The organism is Aeromonas sp. FDAARGOS 1403 (genome assembly GCF_019047325.1).
Lineage (GTDB): Bacteria > Pseudomonadota > Gammaproteobacteria > Enterobacterales > Aeromonadaceae > Aeromonas > Aeromonas dhakensis.
In genome coordinates, this window is record NZ_CP077249.1 from 3227281 (window position 1) to 3244735 (window position 17455).

10 protein-coding genes are annotated in these 17455 nt (G+C 63.7%); all 10 read left to right on the forward strand.

Going from position 1 to position 17455, the window contains the following annotated elements; translation table 11 throughout:
- Positions 1-24: 24 nt before the first annotated feature.
- The 10 genes from ssnA (at position 25) to I6L33_RS15205 (ending at position 17453) form a co-directional block, all read left to right on the forward strand.
- Positions 25-1353, forward strand: coding sequence for a putative aminohydrolase SsnA (ssnA, locus tag I6L33_RS15160; RefSeq protein WP_043850860.1), 1329 nt, complete (start codon positions 25-27; stop codon positions 1351-1353).
- Between the two features lie 80 nt (positions 1354-1433).
- A complete protein-coding gene (ygfM, locus tag I6L33_RS15165) occupies positions 1434-2210 on the forward strand; it encodes a molybdopterin-dependent oxidoreductase FAD-binding subunit (protein ID WP_216972838.1) in 777 nt (258 codons plus the stop codon).
- Positions 2207-5104: a molybdopterin-dependent oxidoreductase Mo/Fe-S-binding subunit gene (locus I6L33_RS15170; RefSeq protein WP_216972839.1), complete on the forward strand. Its 2898-nt coding sequence runs from the start codon at positions 2207-2209 to the stop codon at positions 5102-5104. Before ygfM ends, I6L33_RS15170 begins: the two co-directional genes overlap by 4 nt.
- Positions 5105-5194: 90 nt before the next feature.
- Entirely contained in the window at positions 5195-6712 is a 1518-nt protein-coding gene (locus I6L33_RS15175) for a nucleobase:cation symporter-2 family protein (RefSeq protein ID WP_216972840.1), read from the forward strand.
- Positions 6713-6736: 24 nt separating this feature from the next.
- The gene (gene guaD, locus I6L33_RS15180; protein ID WP_201891491.1) at positions 6737-8053 is read left to right on the forward strand and encodes a guanine deaminase; all 1317 of its coding nucleotides are present in this window, start codon (positions 6737-6739) and stop codon (positions 8051-8053) included.
- Positions 8054-8339: 286 nt separating this feature from the next.
- A complete protein-coding gene (locus I6L33_RS15185; RefSeq protein WP_095592720.1) occupies positions 8340-9716 on the forward strand; it encodes an NCS2 family permease in 1377 nt (458 codons plus the stop codon).
- A 330-nt stretch (positions 9717-10046) separates the two neighbouring features.
- The gene (gene xdhA, locus I6L33_RS15190; protein ID WP_216972841.1) at positions 10047-12365 is read left to right on the forward strand and encodes a xanthine dehydrogenase molybdenum-binding subunit XdhA; all 2319 of its coding nucleotides are present in this window, start codon (positions 10047-10049) and stop codon (positions 12363-12365) included.
- Positions 12358-13236: a xanthine dehydrogenase FAD-binding subunit XdhB gene (gene xdhB / locus I6L33_RS15195; protein WP_216972842.1), complete on the forward strand. Its 879-nt coding sequence runs from the start codon at positions 12358-12360 to the stop codon at positions 13234-13236. The genes xdhA and xdhB overlap by 8 nt, the downstream gene beginning before the upstream one ends.
- Positions 13233-13718, forward strand: a complete 486-nt coding sequence (gene xdhC, locus I6L33_RS15200; RefSeq protein WP_216972843.1) for a xanthine dehydrogenase iron sulfur-binding subunit XdhC — start codon at positions 13233-13235, stop codon at positions 13716-13718. The genes xdhB and xdhC overlap by 4 nt, the downstream gene beginning before the upstream one ends.
- Positions 13719-14234: 516 nt before the next feature.
- The gene (locus I6L33_RS15205) at positions 14235-17453 is read left to right on the forward strand and encodes an ExeM/NucH family extracellular endonuclease (RefSeq protein ID WP_254204938.1); all 3219 of its coding nucleotides are present in this window, start codon (positions 14235-14237) and stop codon (positions 17451-17453) included.
- The last annotated feature ends 2 nt before the right edge of the window (positions 17454-17455 follow it).

The following is a 17455-nucleotide window of genomic DNA, read 5'->3' on the forward strand; positions in this document are numbered from 1 at the left end:
CACGAATAAGCGAAGGAGCAAACCATGTTTATTCTGAAGAACGTCACCGCTGTCCAGCTGGAGCCGACCCGGGTGCTGGAAGGTGTGGATATCGCCATCGAAGGATCGCTTATCAAAGCGGTGGGGCCCAATCTGCGGGCCCTCTACCCGGAGGCCAACTATCGGGAGATGGGCGGCAAGCTGGTGATGCCGGGTATCGTCTGTGCCCACAACCACTTCTACTCCGGCCTGTCGCGGGGGATCATGGCCAATATCGCCCCCTGCCCGGATTTTATCTCCACCCTGAAAAATCTCTGGTGGCGGCTCGATCGGGCGCTCGATGAAGAGTCCCTCTACTACAGCGGCCTCATCTGCTCGCTGGAAGCGATCAAGAGCGGTTGCAGTGCGGTGATCGACCACCACGCCTCGCCCAACTTCATCAAGGGCTCCCTGAATGTGCTGCGTAAAGGGTTTATGGAGGCGGGTCTGCGTGGCATGACCTGCTTCGAGACCACGGATCGCAACGGCGGCCTCGCCGAACTGCAGGCCGGGGTGGAGGAGAACATCCTGTTCGCCCAACAGATCGATGCGGCCAAAGCCAAGGGGAGCGAACCCTATCTGGTGGAGGCTCATATCGGCGCTCACGCCCCCTTCACCGTACCCGACGAGGGGCTGGCCATGCTGCGCGAAGCGGTACAGGTCACCGGTCGTGGTCTGCATATCCATGTGGCGGAAGACCGCTACGACATGGCCCACGGTCACCACCACTATGGCAAGGAGCCCATCGCCCGGCTGGACGAGTTTGGCCTGATCGACAGCAAGACCCTGATCGCCCACGGCATCTACCTGAGCCCGGCTGACATCGAACTGCTCAACAGCCGCGATGCCTTCCTGGTGCACAACGCCCGCTCCAACATGAACAACCATGTGGGCTACAACATGCACCTGCCGGAGTATCGCAATCTGGCGCTCGGCACCGATGGTATCGGCTCCGACATGCTCGAAGAGCTCAAGTTCGCCTACTTCAAACACAAGGATGCCGGCGGAGCGCTCTGGCCCGACAGCTTTGCCCGCTTCCTCTGGAACGGCAACACCCTGCTGGAGCGCAACTTCGACGCCAAATTTGGCCGCCTGGAGCCGGGATACAAGGCCGACCTCACCATCTGTGATTACGCCGCACCGACCCCGCTGGCGCCGCGCAACCTCGGCGGCCATCTCGCCTTTGGCATGGGCTCTGCCAGCGTTAACAGCGTGATGGTCGAGGGTCGCATGGTCTATCAGGACCGCGAGTTCGCCTTTGACGTCGAGCCCATTTATCAGCAGGCGAGCAAGGTGGCGAGCCGCCTGTGGCAACGGATGGATCAGCTGGCCTAGGGCCACCCTCCACAGTTTTGGACCGGATTGCCCGCCCTGTGGATCTCCCCGGCGGCGGGCTGCAAGAGTAAGGACGACACATGATTGAACAATTCTTCCGACCCGAACAACTGGGTCAGGCTTTGGAACTCAAGGCCCGCTTTGGCAACGACGCCGTCTACATGGGGGGCGGCAGCAAGCTCAACGCAGCCCCGACCCGCACCGACAAGAAGGTCGCCATCTCGCTGGACAAGCTCGGACTTGGCCAGATTGAGCAGCAGCACGGTCAACTCCACATCGGCGCCACCATCACCCTGCAAGCCCTCAAAGATGACCCCCGTACCCCGGCCGCCCTGTGCGAGGCGCTGGGGTTTGTCTACTCCCGCCATCTGCGCAATCAGGCCACCATTGGCGGCGAAATTGCCTGCCAGCAGCAGGACTCGCCGCTGTTGCCGGTACTGCTGGTACTCGAAGCCGTGGTGGTGCTGGAGAACAATCAGTTGCAACCCATCGATGCCTATCTGGCGGGCCAGCGCAAGGAGCTGGTGCTGGGGGTGGTGCTGCCGGAGCCCGCGCTGCGCTGCGCCACTCGCCGCCTCAGCCGTAACGCCGACGGTCTGGCGGTAATGACCGCCGCTGTGGCCCTCGATGCCCTTGGCGAGATGCGGGTCGCCGTTGCTGGCGTTACGCCGCAGCCGATGCGCCTGCGTGATGTGGAGCGCCGCGATCTGCACGATGCCGCGCTGGAGGCGGCCGTGAGCGAGCTGGTTGCACCGCGCGAGGATCTCGGCGGCAGCGTGACCTACAAGCGCTATATCAGCGGGGTAGTGGTGGCGGATCTGCTGGTCGAGTGCCAGCAGCAGGAGGTACAGGCATGATGGAACTCAACTTCACACTGAACGGTGCCCTGCGCACTGTCATCACCCCGGCTGGCGAGAATGCCCAGCGGGTGCTGTTCAACCAGTGCCGGATGCACTCGGTGCGCAACAGTGACGACGGCTTTGGCTTTGCTGGCTCCGACGCCATTCTCTTCAACGGCAAGGTGATCAACGCCTCCCTGCTGATCGCCGCCCAGCTGGATGGATCAGAGGTGCGCACCGCCGAGTCGCTGGGCAGCTGGAACCAGCTCAGTCTGGTACAGCAGGCGATGGTAGATGTGGGCGTAGTGCAGTCGGGCTACAACGATCCGGCTGCGGCGCTCATTGTCACCGACCTGCTTGATCGCCATCCCGAACCCAGCCGTGATCAAATCGACGACGCGCTCTCGGGCCTGTTTCACCGGGACGGCGGCTACCAGCAGTTCTATCAGGCCATCGAGCTTGCCAGTTCACGGATGAAGGATCCCGATTATCTGTGCCAGATTGCCCCCGAGTTTCGCGACGATCTGCGCCACATCGGCAAGAGCTGCCCCAAGGTTGACGCCGCCAAGATGGTACAGGCCAAGCCCTGCTACGTGGAGGATCGGGTCACCGAGGATGCGCTGGTCATCAAGATGCTGCGCAGCCCCCATCCCCATGCGGTGATCACCAAACTCGACGTGAGCCGCGCCGAAGCCATGCCGGGCGTTGTGCATGTCATCACCCACCTCAACTGCCCGGATATCTACTACACCCCGGGTGGCCAGAGTGCCCCCGAGCCGTCACCGCTCGATCGCCGCATGTTTGGCCGCAAGGTGCGTCACGTAGGTGATCGGGTGGCCGCCGTGGTGGCCGAGAGCGAAGCCATCGCATTGGCCGCGCTGAAACTCATCGAGGTCGAGTATCAGGTGTTGCCGGCGGTCATGAGCATTGACGAGGCGATGGCCCCCAATGCGCCGCTGGTGCACGACGAGCCCATCGTCTACATGGCCGGCGCTCCGGCGGATCTCGAGCAGCAGAACGCCTGCTCGGTGCGCCGTGGCGACGAGCACATGATCATCAACTTCCCCATCGGTTCCCGTCCGCACGAGAACCTGGCCGCCAGCGTCCATGGCCAGATCGGTGATGTGGCCAAAGGCTTTGCCGAGGCGGACGAGATTGTCGAGCGCACCTACGAATCGACCCAGGCACAGCAGTGCCCGACCGAGCCACACATCTGCTTCACCTACATGGATGGCGAGCGGCTGGTCATTCACGCCTCTACTCAGGTGCCCTGGCACGTGCGCCGTCAGGTGGCGCGTATCGTCGGCCTCAAGCAACATCAGGTGCATGTGATCAAGGAGCGGGTAGGGGGCGGTTTCGGCTCCAAGCAGGATATTCTGCTGGAAGAGGTGTGCGCCTGGGCGACCAAGGTCACCGGCCGTCCGGTCTCCTTCCGCTACACCCGTGAAGAGGAGTTCATCAGCAACACCTCTCGCCATGTTGCCAAGGTGAAGGTGAAAGTGGGGGCCAAGAAGGATGGCACCATCACCGCCATCGAGATGGATTTTCGCGCCAACACCGGCCCTTACGGCAACCACTCATTGACGGTGCCGAGCAACGGCCCGGCGCTCTCCCTGCCGCTCTATCCTTGCGAGAACGTGCGCTTTACCGTCAACACCTACTACAGCAACATCTGCCCGACCGGCGCCTATCAGGGTTATGGCGCGCCCAAGGGCAACTTCGCGCTGACCATGGCGATTGCCGAACTGGCCGAGAAACTCGGCATCGATCAGCTCGACATGGTGGAGCACAACCGGGTGCACGAGGGGGACATCCTCAAGGTGCTGGGGGCCATCGGCGAGGGCAAGATGCCTACTTCGGTGCCCCACGCGGCCAGCTGTGCCCTTGAGCCCATCCTCAAGCAGGGTCGCGAACTTATCGCTTGGGATAGTCCCAAACCCGCCGACGGGGATTGGCACATCGGCCGTGGCGTCGCCATCATCATGCAAAAATCGGGGATCCCGGATATCGATCAGGCCAACTGCATGGTCAAGCTGGAATCGGACGGCACCTTTATCGTCCACTCCGGTGGCGCCGATATCGGCACCGGCCTCGATACCGTGGTGGCCAAGCTGACCGCCGAGGTGCTGCACTGCCCGCTCGGGGATGTGCACGTCATCTCGGGCGACACCGACCACGCCCTGTTCGACAAGGGGGCCTACGCCTCGTCTGGCACCTGCTTCTCCGGCAACGCGGCCAAGAAGGCGGCCGAGAACCTCAAGGAGAAGATCCTGCTGCACGGCGCCGCCATGCTGGGCGAGCCGGTAGCCGATGTTGAGCTGGCGTTCCCGGGCCTGGTGCGTGGCAAGCTGGGGGAGGTGAGCCTCGCCAAGCTGGCCCACAAGGCCGAGACAGGTACCGGCTTCGGCATCCTGGTGGGCACCGCCAGCTACATCACCTCGGAGCTTGCCTTCCCGTATGGCGCCAACTTCGCCGAGGTGGCGGTCAACGTCAGAACCGGCCAGATCCGGCTCGACAAGTTCTACGCCCTGCTCGACTGCGGCACCCCCATCAACCCCGAGCTGGCGCTCGGCCAGATCTACGGGGCGACCATGCGGGCCATCGGTCACTCCCTGACCGAGGAGATCTGCTACGACGGCAAGGGCATTCCGCTGACCCGGGATCTGAAGAGTTATGGCGCGCCCAAGATTGGCGACATTCCGCGCGATTTTCGGGCCTTCCTGGTACCGAGTGACGACAAGGTCGGCCCTTACGGCGCCAAGTCCATCTCGGAGATCGGGGTCAACGGCGCCGCACCTGCCATCGCCACCGCCATCCACGACGCCTGCGGTGTCTGGCTGCGCAAGTGGCACTTCACGCCGGAGCAGATCCTGCGTGAGCTCGGCAAGCTGGAGCAACAAGCGTCGGCATAAGAAAAGGTGAGGGGCGGGCGCAGGCTCGCCCCCAGCACCTGACAGCGGAATGAGTACTCCGCCTATATTCTGTGTGATGGGACAATCAAGATGTCTAAAACAACACGCAAGCACTCGGACCTGATTTACGCGCTCGAAGACAAACCTCCCTTTTACCAAACCCTGATGGGGGCCGTGACCCACCTGCTGGCCATCTTCGTGCCCATGGTGACGCCGGCCCTGATCGTGGGCGGGGCCCTTGGCCTCTCCACCGAGACTACCGCTTATCTGGTCTCCATGGCGATGATCGCCTCCGGCATCGGCACCTGGCTGCAGGTGAACCGCTACGGCCCCATCGGCTCGGGGCTGCTCTCCATCCAGTCGGTCAACTTCTCCTTCGTCACCGTGATGATCGCGCTTGGCAGCGCCATGAAAAAAGATGGCCTGCACGAGGAGCTGATCGTCTCGACCCTGCTCGGGGTCTCCTTCGTCGGGGCCTTCCTGGTGATGGGCTCCTCCTTCGTGCTGCCCTACCTCAAGAGGGTGATCACCCCCACCGTGAGCGGGGTGGTGGTGCTGATGATTGGCCTGAGCCTCATCAAGGTGGGGATCATCGACTTTGGCGGCGGATTCTCCGCCATGAGCAGCGGCACCTTCGGCAAATACGAGAACATTGGCCTGGGGCTGCTGGTGCTCTGCGTCATCGTCGCCTTCAACTGCAGCAAGAGCCCCTTGCTTCGCATGAGCGGCATCGCCATCGGCCTGCTGGTGGGCTATGCGGTGGCCCTGATGCTCGGCATGGTGGACTTCTCCGCCCTTGAGAACCTGCCACTCATCACTGTGCCCATCCCGTTCAAGTACGGTTTTTCCTTCGATCTGCACGCCTTCGTGCTGGCTGGCACCATCTATCTGTTGAGCGTGCTGGAGGCGGTGGGGGACATCACCGCCACCGCCATGGTCTCCCACCGGCAGATCCAGGGCCCCGAGTTTCAAAAACGGCTCTCCGGCGGCGTGCTGGCGGACGGCCTGGTGTCGGTGATCGCCTCGGCGCTCGGCTCCCTGCCGCTCACCACCTTCGCCCAGAACAACGGCGTCATCCAGATGACCGGGGTGGCCTCGCGCCATGTGGGCAAGTTCATCGCCGTCATCCTGGTGCTGCTGGGGCTTTTCCCGGTGGTGGGGCGCTTCTTTACCACCATACCGTCACCTGTGATGGGGGGCGCCATGGTCATCATGTTCTCCATGATCGCCATCGCCGGCGGGCGCATCATCATCAGTCACGGCTTCGATCGACGCGAGACCCTGATCGTCGCCACCTCGCTCGGGCTGGGGCTCGGGGTCTCCTACGACCCGAACGTGTTCAAGGTGCTGCCGGCGGGGATCTACATGCTGGTGGAGAACCCCATCTGCGCCGGCGGCATCACCGCCATCATCATGAACCTGGTGCTGCCGCAAAGCCGCAGACGCAAGGCGGCCGTGAATGCCGCCGAGGCGGTGGAGCTGATCCAGCTGAGCGACAAACCCGACACCCGTTTTGCCACCCGACCCGCTCCGTCGGCCACTGCCCGCCAACAGGGGCTGGCGACGGACGAGGCCCAGGTGCGCGCCCCGCAAGTGGATCGCGGCTAACGAACAACAAGAGGGAATTGAGAGATGAAAAACGACAACTCTGTCAAGGCGGTGCGCGGCAGCTTCTTTGACATCACCCGGGTGGTGAGCCAGCCCGAGGAGATAGAGCCCAATGCCCGCCTCATCGAAGACGGCCTGCTGATCATCCGCAACGGCTGCATCGACTGGTTCGGCCAGTGGGAGGAGGGCAAGGAGCGGATCCCGGCCCAGGTACGGGTGCGGGACTATCGCGGCAAGATGATAGTGCCGGGCTTTGTCGACACCCACATCCACTACCCGCAAAGCGAGATGGTGGGGGCCTATGGCGAGCAGCTGCTGGAGTGGCTCAACCGCCACACCTTCCCGGCCGAGCGGCGCTACAACGACCTCGAATATGCCCGCGAGATGTCCACCTTCTTCATCAAGCAGCTGCTGCGAAACGGCACCACCACGGCGCTGGTGTTCGGCACCGTCCACCCCGAGTCGGTGGATGCCCTGTTCGAGGCGGCCAGTCGCATCAACATGCGAATGATCGCCGGCAAGGTGATGATGGATCGCAACGCGCCAGATTATCTGCTCGATACCGCCGAGAGCAGCTATGCGCAGAGCAAGGCGCTCATCGAGCGCTGGCACGGCAACGGCCGCTTGCTCTACGCCATCACGCCGCGCTTTGCCCCCACCTCGACCCCGGCGCAGCTGGCGATGGCGAGACGGCTGCGCGAAGAGTACCCGACCACCTATCTGCACACCCACCTGTGCGAAAACAAGGACGAGATAGCCTGGGTGAAATCCCTCTTCCCGGCGCATCAGGGCTATCTCGACGTCTATCACCAGCATGGGCTGACCGGTCACAACTGCGTGTTTGCCCACTGCGTCCATCTGGAAGAGCAGGAGTGGGATTGCCTGAAGGAGACCGGCTCCACCATCGCGTTTTGTCCCACCTCCAATCTGTATCTGGGTAGCGGTCTCTTCAAGCTGCACAAGGCGTGGCACAAGCAGGTGAAGGTGGGGATGGGCACCGACATCGGCGCCGGCACCACCTTCAACATGCTGCAGACCCTCAACGAGGCCTACAAGGTTATGCAACTGCAGGGCGAGCGCCTCTCGGCCTATCAGGCCTTCTACCTGGCGACCCTGGGCGGCGCCCATGCGCTCGGGCTGGACGAGCAGATCGGCAGCTTTGCGGTGGGCAAGGAGGCGGACTTCGTGGTGCTCGACCCGGTCGCCACCCCGCTGCAGCAGCTGCGCTACGACAACTCCACCACCTTGCGCGACAAGCTGTTCGTGCTGCTGACCCTGGGGGATGACAGATCCATCTACCGCACCTATGTGGATGGTCAGCTGGTGCACGAGCGGGGCTGATCCGGTTTTCAAAGCAGAGGGGCGGGCATGCTCGCCCCGGGAACACGGCAGCAGGGGCCAGCGTGGTGCCTGCGCCGCACGACAGGCGAGGCGCTTGCCCCGCCACAGCAGGTGAAATGGCCCGGTTTTTTTTAGACGGCAAGTTAAACGTTTGCCTTGTCTGCCAACCCCATGATGCCGGCGACCGTGGCAGCAGAGATCCACGGCACCGACCGCCATTTCGACACGACACATTCAGGGATGCAGGAAGGAGTCGGCCATGAGCCAGACAAACAGGATAAACGAGATGGACGGGGCAGTTGCGGACAAGGGGGCGGCGGCGGGACGACAGCCCGCCGGCGGCGCACTCGATCGCTACTTCATGATCAGCGAGCGAGGCAGCAACGTGCGCCAGGAGGTGCTGGCGGGGCTCACCACCTTTCTCGCCATGGTCTATTCGGTGATCGTGGTGCCCAGCATGCTCGGCAAGGCGGGCTTTCCCCCCGGCGCCGTGTTCGTGGCCACCTGTCTGGTAGCGGGTTTTGGTTCGCTGCTGATGGGGCTCTGGGCCAAGCTGCCGATGGCCATCGGCTGCGCCATCTCGCTCACCGCCTTTACCGCCTTCAGCCTGGTGCTGGGGCAGCAGATCTCCATCCCGGTGGCGCTCGGCGCCGTCTTTCTGATGGGGGTGCTGTTTACCGCCATCTCGGTGACCGGGGTGCGCAGCTGGATCCTCGACAACCTGCCGATGGGGATCGCCCACGGCACCGGTATCGGCATCGGGCTCTTCCTGCTGCTGATCGCCGCCAACGGGGTGGGGCTGGTGATCAAGAACCCGCTGGAGGGGCTGCCGGTGGCGCTGGGGGCCTTTACCTCCATGCCGGTCATCATGTCTCTCATCGGGCTGGCGGTCATCGTCGGGCTGGAGAAGCTTAAAGTTCCGGGCGGGATCCTCTTGGTGATCATCGCCATCTCCATTTTCGGCCTCATCTTCGATCCGGCGGTCAAGTACCAGGGGCTGTTCGCCATGCCGAGCCTCGCCGACGAGCAGGGCAACTCCCTCATCTTCAGCCTGGACGTTGTGGGGGCGCTTTCGCCGCTGGTGCTGCCAAGCGTGCTGGCGCTGGTGATGACGGCGGTGTTTGATGCCACCGGCACCATTCGCGCCGTGGCGGGGCAGGCCAACCTGCTGGACAAGGACGGCCACATCATCAACAGCGGCAAGGCGCTCAGCGCCGACTCCATCAGCAGCATCTTCTCCGGTCTGGTGGGGGCCGCGCCGGCCGCCGTCTACATCGAATCGGCGGCGGGCACGGCTGCTGGCGGCAAGACCGGCCTCACCGCCACCGTGGTGGGGGTCTTGTTCCTGCTGATGCTGTTCCTCTCGCCGCTCTCCTACCTGGTGCCGGCCTATGCCACCGCACCGGCGCTGATGTACGTGGGGCTGCTGATGCTGAGCAACGTCGCCAGACTCGACTTCGATGACTTTGTCGGGGCCATGTCCGGCCTGCTGTGCGCCGTCTTCATCGTGCTCACCTGCAACATCGTCACCGGCATCATGCTGGGCTTCAGCGCCCTGGTGATCGGCCGCATCTGTTCGAAGGAGTGGCGCAAGCTCAACGTCGGCACCGTCATCATCGCCCTGGCGCTGGTGCTCTTCTACGCCGGCGGCTGGGCCATCTAGTCCGCATCGCGTCCTTCTCTATCGCGGGGCCAGCCTCTCTTGGCCGGCCCCGCCCTTCAAACCTAACTCATACCATTTTGATAACGGGGCTTACCAGATTGATAACGCCGCCCGGCAATCGCGCTGCCGAGTCCTCCATGGGCTGCTGCCCCGGGGCCGGTCACGGCCATGACGGAGCGCCTGATGGGCGCCGGATGGGATCTTCTTCACACTTCTTCCCTTTGCTTACCGCCTTTGCCCTCCGGTTGGCCCGCCTTGCCGGAAACGGGCGCATATCTTGCTGTTTTTTATACCAGTTCTGATTTTTTCTGCCTGACAAAGGACTTGCATATGTCCATAGGATTACCGCTCAAGCGGGTGGATGCCGAGGCCAAGGTGACCGGCAGCGCCCGCTACACCGACGACAACATCATGCTCGGCATGCGCCACGCCAAGTACGTGCGAAGCAACATCGCCCACGGCAAGGTGCTCTCCATCGACGCCAGCGAGGCGCTGGCCCTGCACGGGGTCGAAGCCGTGTTCACCCACGAGGATGTGCCTACCACCTGCTTTCGCACCGCCGGTCACGCCTGGTCCCTCGATGAGGCCAAGCGGGATGTGAAAGACCGCCGCCTGCTCACCGATCATGTGCGTCACTTCGGCGATGGCGTCGCCATAGTCGTGGCCCACGATCCGCTGGTCGCCGAGAAGGCCGCCGCCCTGGTCAAGGTGACCTACGAGCCGCTGCCGGTGATGACGGATGCGGCCAGTGCCCTGGCCGAGGGGGCCTGTCCCATCCACCCGACCGGCAACCTGCTGCGCCAGAGCCAGATCCGGGCGGGTGAGCCGGAGCAGGCCATCGCCGCTGCCGACTTGCAGTTCAAGGGACACTACCAGACGCCGGTGGTGCAGCACTGTCATCTGGAGACGGTGACCTGCTACGCCTACATGGATCAGCCGGACCACATCATCGTCGTCACCAGCACCCAGATCCCCCAGATTGTGCGCAGCCGGGTGGCCAAGTCCCTCGGCCTGCCCTGGTCGAGCGTGCGGGTGATCAAGCCCTACATGGGCGGCGGTTTTGGCAACAAGCAGGATGTGCTGGAAGAGCCGATGGCGGCATTTTTGAGCTACAAGCTCGGTGGCGTGCCGGTCAAGGTGACCTTGAGCCGGGAGGAGTGTTTCTTTGCTTCTCGTACCCGCCACGGTTTTGCCATCGACGGCACCCTCGGCATCAGCCGGGATGGCGTGCTCAAGGGGTATCAGCTCGATGTGCTCTCCAACACCGGCGGCTATGCCTCCCACGGCCACTCCATCGCCAGCGCCGGCGCCAACAAAATAAGCTACCTCTATCCGCGCAGCGCCTTTGGCTATGATGCCAAAACCTTCTACAGTAACCTGCCCACCGCCGGTGCCATGCGCGGTTACGGCGCGCCCCAGGTGGTGTTTGCCCTCGAATGCATGCTGGACGACGCCTGCGCCGAGCTGGGTCTGGATCCGCTTGCGGTGCGCATCGCCAACGTGGCCCGCGAAGGGGACGTCAATCAGGTCAACCAGAAGACCATCTACAGCGCGGGGCTCCCTGAGTGCCTGCGCCGTGGCGGCGAGCAGTTCGAGTGGGAACGGCTCAAGGCCGAGTGTCTGGCGCAGGATCCGGCGAGCCGGGTACGGCGCGGCATCGGGGTGGCCTGTTTCAGTTATGGATCCAACACCTATCCGGTGGGGGTCGAAATTGCCGGTGCCCGCATGCTGCTCAATCAGGATGGCACCGTCAATCTGCAGATCGGCGCCACCGAGATAGGACAGGGATCGGATACCGTGTTTGCCCAGATGGCGGCCCAGACCTTGGGCATTCCGTTTGAGCAGATCCGGGTCATTTCGACCCAGGATACCGACATCACCGCCTACGATCCGGGTTCGTTCGCCTCGCGCCAGAGCTATGTGGCGGCCCCCGCCATTCATCAGGCGGCGCTGCAGTTGCGGGCCCGCATTTTGTCGCTGGCAGCTCAGCTCTGCCATCAGGATGTGGGGTCGCTCACCCTGATCGACGGTTACGTGGTGCTGGCCGGTGCGCCGGACAAGGTGCTCATCAGCGTCGCCGAGGTATCGGTCAACGCCTATTACCACCTCACCATTGGCGGCCAGATCACCTCGGAGGTCTCCCACAAGACCACCACCAACCCGCCGAGCTTTGGCTGCACCTTTGTCGATCTCAGCGTCGACATCGATCTCTGCAAGGTGACCATCAACCGTATTCTCAACCTGCACGATGCGGGCAAGATCCTCAACCCGCAGCTGGCAGAGGGGCAGGTGCACGGCGGCATGGGGATGGGGATCGGCTGGTCCCTGTTCGAGGAGATGATCATCGACGCCAAGAGCGGCGTGGTGCGCAACCCCAACCTGCTCGACTACAAGTTCCCCACCATGCTGGATTTGCCCAAACTTGAGTGCGACTTCGTGCAGACCTACGAGCCCCAGTCGGTCTATGGCCACAAATCCCTGGGGGAGCCACCCATCATCTCGCCGGGCCCGGCGATCCGTAACGCCATTCGCATGGCGACTGGCGTCGCCATCAACGAGCTGCCTATCACCCCCAAGACCCTGTTCCGGGAGTTTGTCGCGGCGGGTTTGATTGGCAAGGGAGCAGGGGAGGAGCAACGCCATGTTTGATATTGCCCGTTACTACAAGGCTCACAGCGTGGCCGAGGCGGTCGCCCTGCGCCAGGCCGACCCAGAGGCGCGCCTCTTGGCCGGCGGCACCGATGTGATGATCCAGCTCCATCACCTCAACGCCGCCTATCGTCATATCGTCGATATTCACGACTTGCCCGAATTGAAGGGGGTGAGCGAGCAGGCTGACGGCGCTATTCGTATCGGCTCCGGCACTACCTTTACCGAGCTGATTGAAAACGAGCTGGTGCAGCGCCGCCTGCCGATGCTGGCCGAAGCCGCTGCCACCATCGCAGGGCCGCAGATCCGCAACGTCGCCACCTATGGCGGCAACATCTGCAACGGCGCCACCAGTGCCGACTCGGCGGCGCCTACCGTCGCGCTGGAAGCCGAGCTGGAAATTGCCGGCCCCGATGGCACGCGCCGCATCCCCATCGCCGGATTTCACACCGGCCCGGGCAAGGTGGCGCTGCAACCAGCGGAAATTCTGGTAGCGTTTCACTTTGCCCCGGACGCGCACCCCCAGGTGGGCTCCCACTACTTCAAGTACGCCATGCGGGGTGCCATGGACATCGCCACCATAGGCTGCGCCGCCTACTGCCAGATTGAGGATGGTCACTTCAAGCGCCTGCGACTGGCTTACGGCGTGGCGGCGCCGACGCCGGTGCGCACGCCACACGCGGAAGCGGCGGCCGAGGGGCAACCGCTGACTCGCGCCACGCTGGCCGCCATTGCCGAGGCGGTGGTAGCCGATGTGGCGCCGCGCTCCTCCTGGCGGGCAGAAAAGGAATTTCGCCTGCACCTGATCAAAACCCTGGCGCAGCGGGTGATCACCTGCGCCGTCGAACGTGCCGGAGGCAAGATCCTATGATGCAACCGCAAAGCTGTCCCACTGTTGCGATCCAGTGCGAGATCAACGGCAAGCCTTACTCCTATGCTGTGTCGCCCACCATGTCGCTGCTTCACTTCCTGCGTGGGCAGGGGCTTATCAGCGTGAAAGAGGGGTGCAGTGTCGGCGAGTGCGGCGCCTGTACCGTGCGGGTCGATGGCGTGGCCATCGACAGCTGCCTCTATCTGGCGGTGTGGGCCGATGGCAAATCCATTCGCACCGTGGAGGGGGAGCGGCAGGGGAATGAGCTCTCCGACGTGCAACAGGCCTTTATCGACGAGGGGGCGGTGCAGTGCGGCTTTTGCACCCCGGGCCTCGTGATGGCGAGCGCCGCCCTGCTCGACAAGACAGATCGCCGTCCGCTGACTGAGGCGGAGATCCGCCGCGGCCTGTCGGGGAATCTGTGTCGCTGCACCGGTTACCAGAACGTGGTGCGAGCGGTGAAGAAGTGCTGCAAGGGGTGATGGGGCCCTCCTGCGATGCTCCCTCAGAACGACTCTCTTGCATGGGATTAAATAACCGGGAGATTATTTCAGGCGCGCAGGTAAAGTGCGCATCCCGTTATTTCGGGCGGGCACTGGGGAACAGGCATACTGCACTGCCGGGCTGTCAGCACAAATAATGAGCAGGCGGGTCCGCGCAGCGGCCTGGAAATGGCAAGCGACTGTTTTTACGCACCATGTCAGCTTGTGTCGCCATCTTGTGCGCCTCTTTTGCATATTGGCGGCAGCAAATACCGGTGGGCGGGAAATAACGGAAAATAACGGCAAGGGGGCTGAAAAAAAGCCCCTTTTTCGTCACGTGACCGCAACATTTTTCTGTAATTGTTAGCCAGCTCGCGGCGGCCCTGCGCCGAAACGGGCAGAGTAGGCGCCGTGGTTGGCCGAGGCCGCCATGATGCGCAATCAGAATCGTAACAAGGTGCTGCGGCCCGCCTGGCGGGGCGCAAAACATAACGTCAAAAAGAAAAGGAAACTGGCATGTCAGGAAGACACTCTCTGGTAGCGTTGGCCGTCGGGCTGGCGCTGGCGGGACAGGCACAGGCACAGCTGCTCATCAGCGAATACCTGGAAGGCTCGGGCAACAACAAGGCGGTGGAGCTGAGCAACCTCGGCAGTGACGCCGTCGATCTCTCCCAATACCGGTTGGCGCTCTACGCCAACGGCAAACCCATCAGCGAATCACCTACCAACAGCCTGGCGCTGCAAGGCACCCTGGCCCCGGGGGCCACTTTGGTGCTGGCCAACCCCTCCGCCAGCAGCGAGATCCTGGCCAAGGCCAACCGCACCAGCGGCAACCTGGTGTTCAACGGTGACGATGCCCTGGTGCTCTATCGCGGCAGCGAGATAATCGACAGTTTCGGCCAGGTCGGTGTGGATCCGGGCACGGCCTGGGTGTCGGGCAACGTCTCGACCCTGGACATGACCCTGCGCCGCAAGGCTACCGTCACCACCGGCCGGACTGATGCAACCGCCCCCTTCGCTCCGGCGCAGGAATACGTGGCCGCCCCGAAAGATGACGCCAGTGGCCTGGGTTGCAGCGGCGATGGCCCCTGCGATGGCACCCAGCCGCCCGCCTTCGTCTGCCCGGTGGACAGCCTGGTGCCGGTGCCCGCCATTCAGGGCCCCGGCAACAGCAGCCCCCTGGTGCCGGCCGGCAAGTTTGAATCGGAGCAGGCCTACGCCACCCGCGGTGTGGTGACTCAGGTAGTGAGCGGCCTCTACAAGGGCTTCTTCATTCAGGATGAGCAGGGGGATGGCGATCCGGCCACCTCCGACGGCCTCTTCGTCTACAGCACCAAGGCCAACGCTGCCATCGTGCCGGGCGCCGAGGTGTGCGTCTCTGGCAAGGTGAAAGAGTATTTCAATCAGACCCAGATCAACGCCGACGAGCTGGTGGTGACCCGGCCCGCTGGGGCCGTGCCGGCTGCGGTGGATCTGGTGCCGGTGGCGGGGGAGAGTCTGAGCCAGCTGCTGGAACGTCACGAGGGGATGCAGGTGCGACTGGTGCCTGAATCCAGCCTGGTGGTGACCCGCAACTTCAGCTTCGATTACGACGGCAAGCGCAACAACCTGGTGCTGGCCTATGGCGCGCCGCTCATCAAGTCGACCCAGAAGTTTGCCGCCATGAGCGAGGAGGCAAGCAACTGGGCCCTGCGCAACCAGCAGAACCAGCTGGTGGTGGAGACCGACGCCAAGGCGCCGGACGGTGTGCTGCCCTGGTTCCCCGGCTTCAACGCCGAGGATGGTTACCTGCGCATCGGCGACAAGCTCAACGGGCTGGAGGGGGCGCTTGGCTACTCCTACAACCTGTTCCGGCTGGTGGCCAGTAACCGCATCGATACCAGCCAGATAGATCACAGCGGCTGGGATCGGGTGGAAACCCCTGAGCTTGCCGAGGCGGGGGATCTGCGGGTCGCCAGCTTCAACGTGCTCAACTTCTTCACCACGGTCGTGGGGGGCGATGCCAACCCCACCGGCAGCAACCGGGGCGCCTTGACGGTGGCGGAGTTCGAGTTGCAGCGCACCAAGATCGTCAGCGCCATCACCCGCCTCAATGCGGACGTGGTGGGGCTGATGGAGATCGAGAACAACGGCTACGGCGACAACTCCGCCATCGCCAACCTGGTGGTGGCCCTCAACGCTGCCCAGCCGGATGAGGCGGATCACTACCGCTGGATTGCCTCGCCGGATGGCAAGCCCATTGGCACCGATGCCATCACGGTGGGGCTCATCTACCGGCCCGCCAAGGTGACCCCGGAGGGGGCCGCCAGCCTCATCGCGTTGCCGGTGCAGCAGGCCGAGGCGCAGGACGCCAGCGGCAAGCCGGTCACCATCAATCAGGGGATGCGCGAGTCGCTGGTGCAGCGTTTCAGCTCGCCCAAGGGGGATGCGCCGCTGACCCTGGTGGTCAACCACCTCAAGTCCAAGGGCTCTGCCTGTTTCGAGGATTACCCCGACTACGCCAGCGCCGATCCGCTGGATGGTCAGGGCCACTGCAATGCGCTGCGGGTCTCCGCCGCCAAGGTGCTGGGTGAGCACCTCAAGGATCTGGCCGGGGATCTGCTGCTGATCGGCGACATGAACGCCTACGGCATGGAGGATCCCATCCGGGTGCTGACCGACTATGATCCGGCCGCCCAATCGCGCCAGATCATGAGCGCCTCCTTCACCACCTTGGCGGGTCAACCCTTCGAGGAGAGCGGCAGCGCCCTTGGCAAGGGGTATGGCCTGGTGAACCTCAACACCCGCTTCCACGGCACCGACACCTACTCCTACAGCTATGAAGGGGAGCTCGGCAACCTGGATCACGCCCTGGCAAACCCGAGCCTCGCGGCCAAGGTGATCGGCATCGAGGATTGGCACATCAACTCCGCCGAGAGCAACTTCTTCGAGTACGGCAGCAAGTACAGCGGCCAGCTGGCGAAATCCGAAGGGCCCTTCAGCGCCTCGGATCACGATCCCGTGCTGGTGGCCATCCAGTACCCGCTGCCGCCCACCGGGGTCTTGAGCCTCGAGAGCGCAGCCGCCAGTGTAGAGGAGGGCAACACCCTGACCCTGAGCGTGGCGCGCCGCGACGGCAGCTATGGGGAGGCCAGCGTGAGTTATCGCATTGCCTACGGCAGCGCGGACGCAAGCGACGTGGCGCCACTCACCGGCACCCTGCACTGGGCCGCCGGCCAGAGCGACAGCCAGACCATCAGCATCCCGGTGAAGAGCGACACCCTGAACGAGGGGGACGAGACCTTTACCCTGGAGCTGTTTGATGCGAGCGGCGCGACCCTGGGCGAGCAGCACCAGACCCTGGTGACCATCAAGGACAAGCTGGCACCGTCCACCATCTCGCTGGCGCACGCCAGCCTGACGGTGAACGAGGGGCAGTGGTTTACCGAGATCCCGCTGGTGCGCAGCGGCGATCTGAGCAAGCCGGCCCGGGCCCGGGTGGCCCTTGACGGGATCACGGCGCGCTGGGGGCTGGATTTCCTGCCCTGGTTCGGTCAATCGGTGAGCTGGGCCGCGGGCGAGGGGGGCAGCAAGTCGGTCAAGGTGCTGATCATCGATGACTGGTTTGTCGAGCCCACCGAGCAGTTCAAGGTGAGCCTGGCCGCGCTGCAGGGTGGCCAGCCGGGCAACCTGCAGGAGACTCGGGTCGACATTCTGGACAACGACAAGTCCTGGTGGCCCTTCGGTCGCCACTGAGG

Bases quoted from the DNA above. Each gene is read 5' to 3' on its own strand.
- xdhA (WP_216972841.1), top strand. From the start codon at position 10,047: ATGTCCATAGGATTACCGCTCAAGCGGGTGGATGCCGAGGCCAAGGTG.
- I6L33_RS15175 (WP_216972840.1), top strand. From the start codon at position 5,195: ATGTCTAAAACAACACGCAAGCACTCGGACCTGATTTACGCGCTCGAA.
- I6L33_RS15205 (WP_254204938.1), top strand. From the start codon at position 14,235: ATGTCAGGAAGACACTCTCTGGTAGCGTTGGCCGTCGGGCTGGCGCTG.
- xdhC (WP_216972843.1), top strand. From the start codon at position 13,233: ATGATGCAACCGCAAAGCTGTCCCACTGTTGCGATCCAGTGCGAGATC.
- xdhB (WP_216972842.1), top strand. From the start codon at position 12,358: ATGTTTGATATTGCCCGTTACTACAAGGCTCACAGCGTGGCCGAGGCG.
- guaD (WP_201891491.1), top strand. From the start codon at position 6,737: ATGAAAAACGACAACTCTGTCAAGGCGGTGCGCGGCAGCTTCTTTGAC.
- ygfM (WP_216972838.1), top strand. From the start codon at position 1,434: ATGATTGAACAATTCTTCCGACCCGAACAACTGGGTCAGGCTTTGGAA.
- I6L33_RS15185 (WP_095592720.1), top strand. From the start codon at position 8,340: ATGGACGGGGCAGTTGCGGACAAGGGGGCGGCGGCGGGACGACAGCCC.
- I6L33_RS15170 (WP_216972839.1), top strand. From the start codon at position 2,207: ATGATGGAACTCAACTTCACACTGAACGGTGCCCTGCGCACTGTCATC.
- ssnA (WP_043850860.1), top strand. From the start codon at position 25: ATGTTTATTCTGAAGAACGTCACCGCTGTCCAGCTGGAGCCGACCCGG.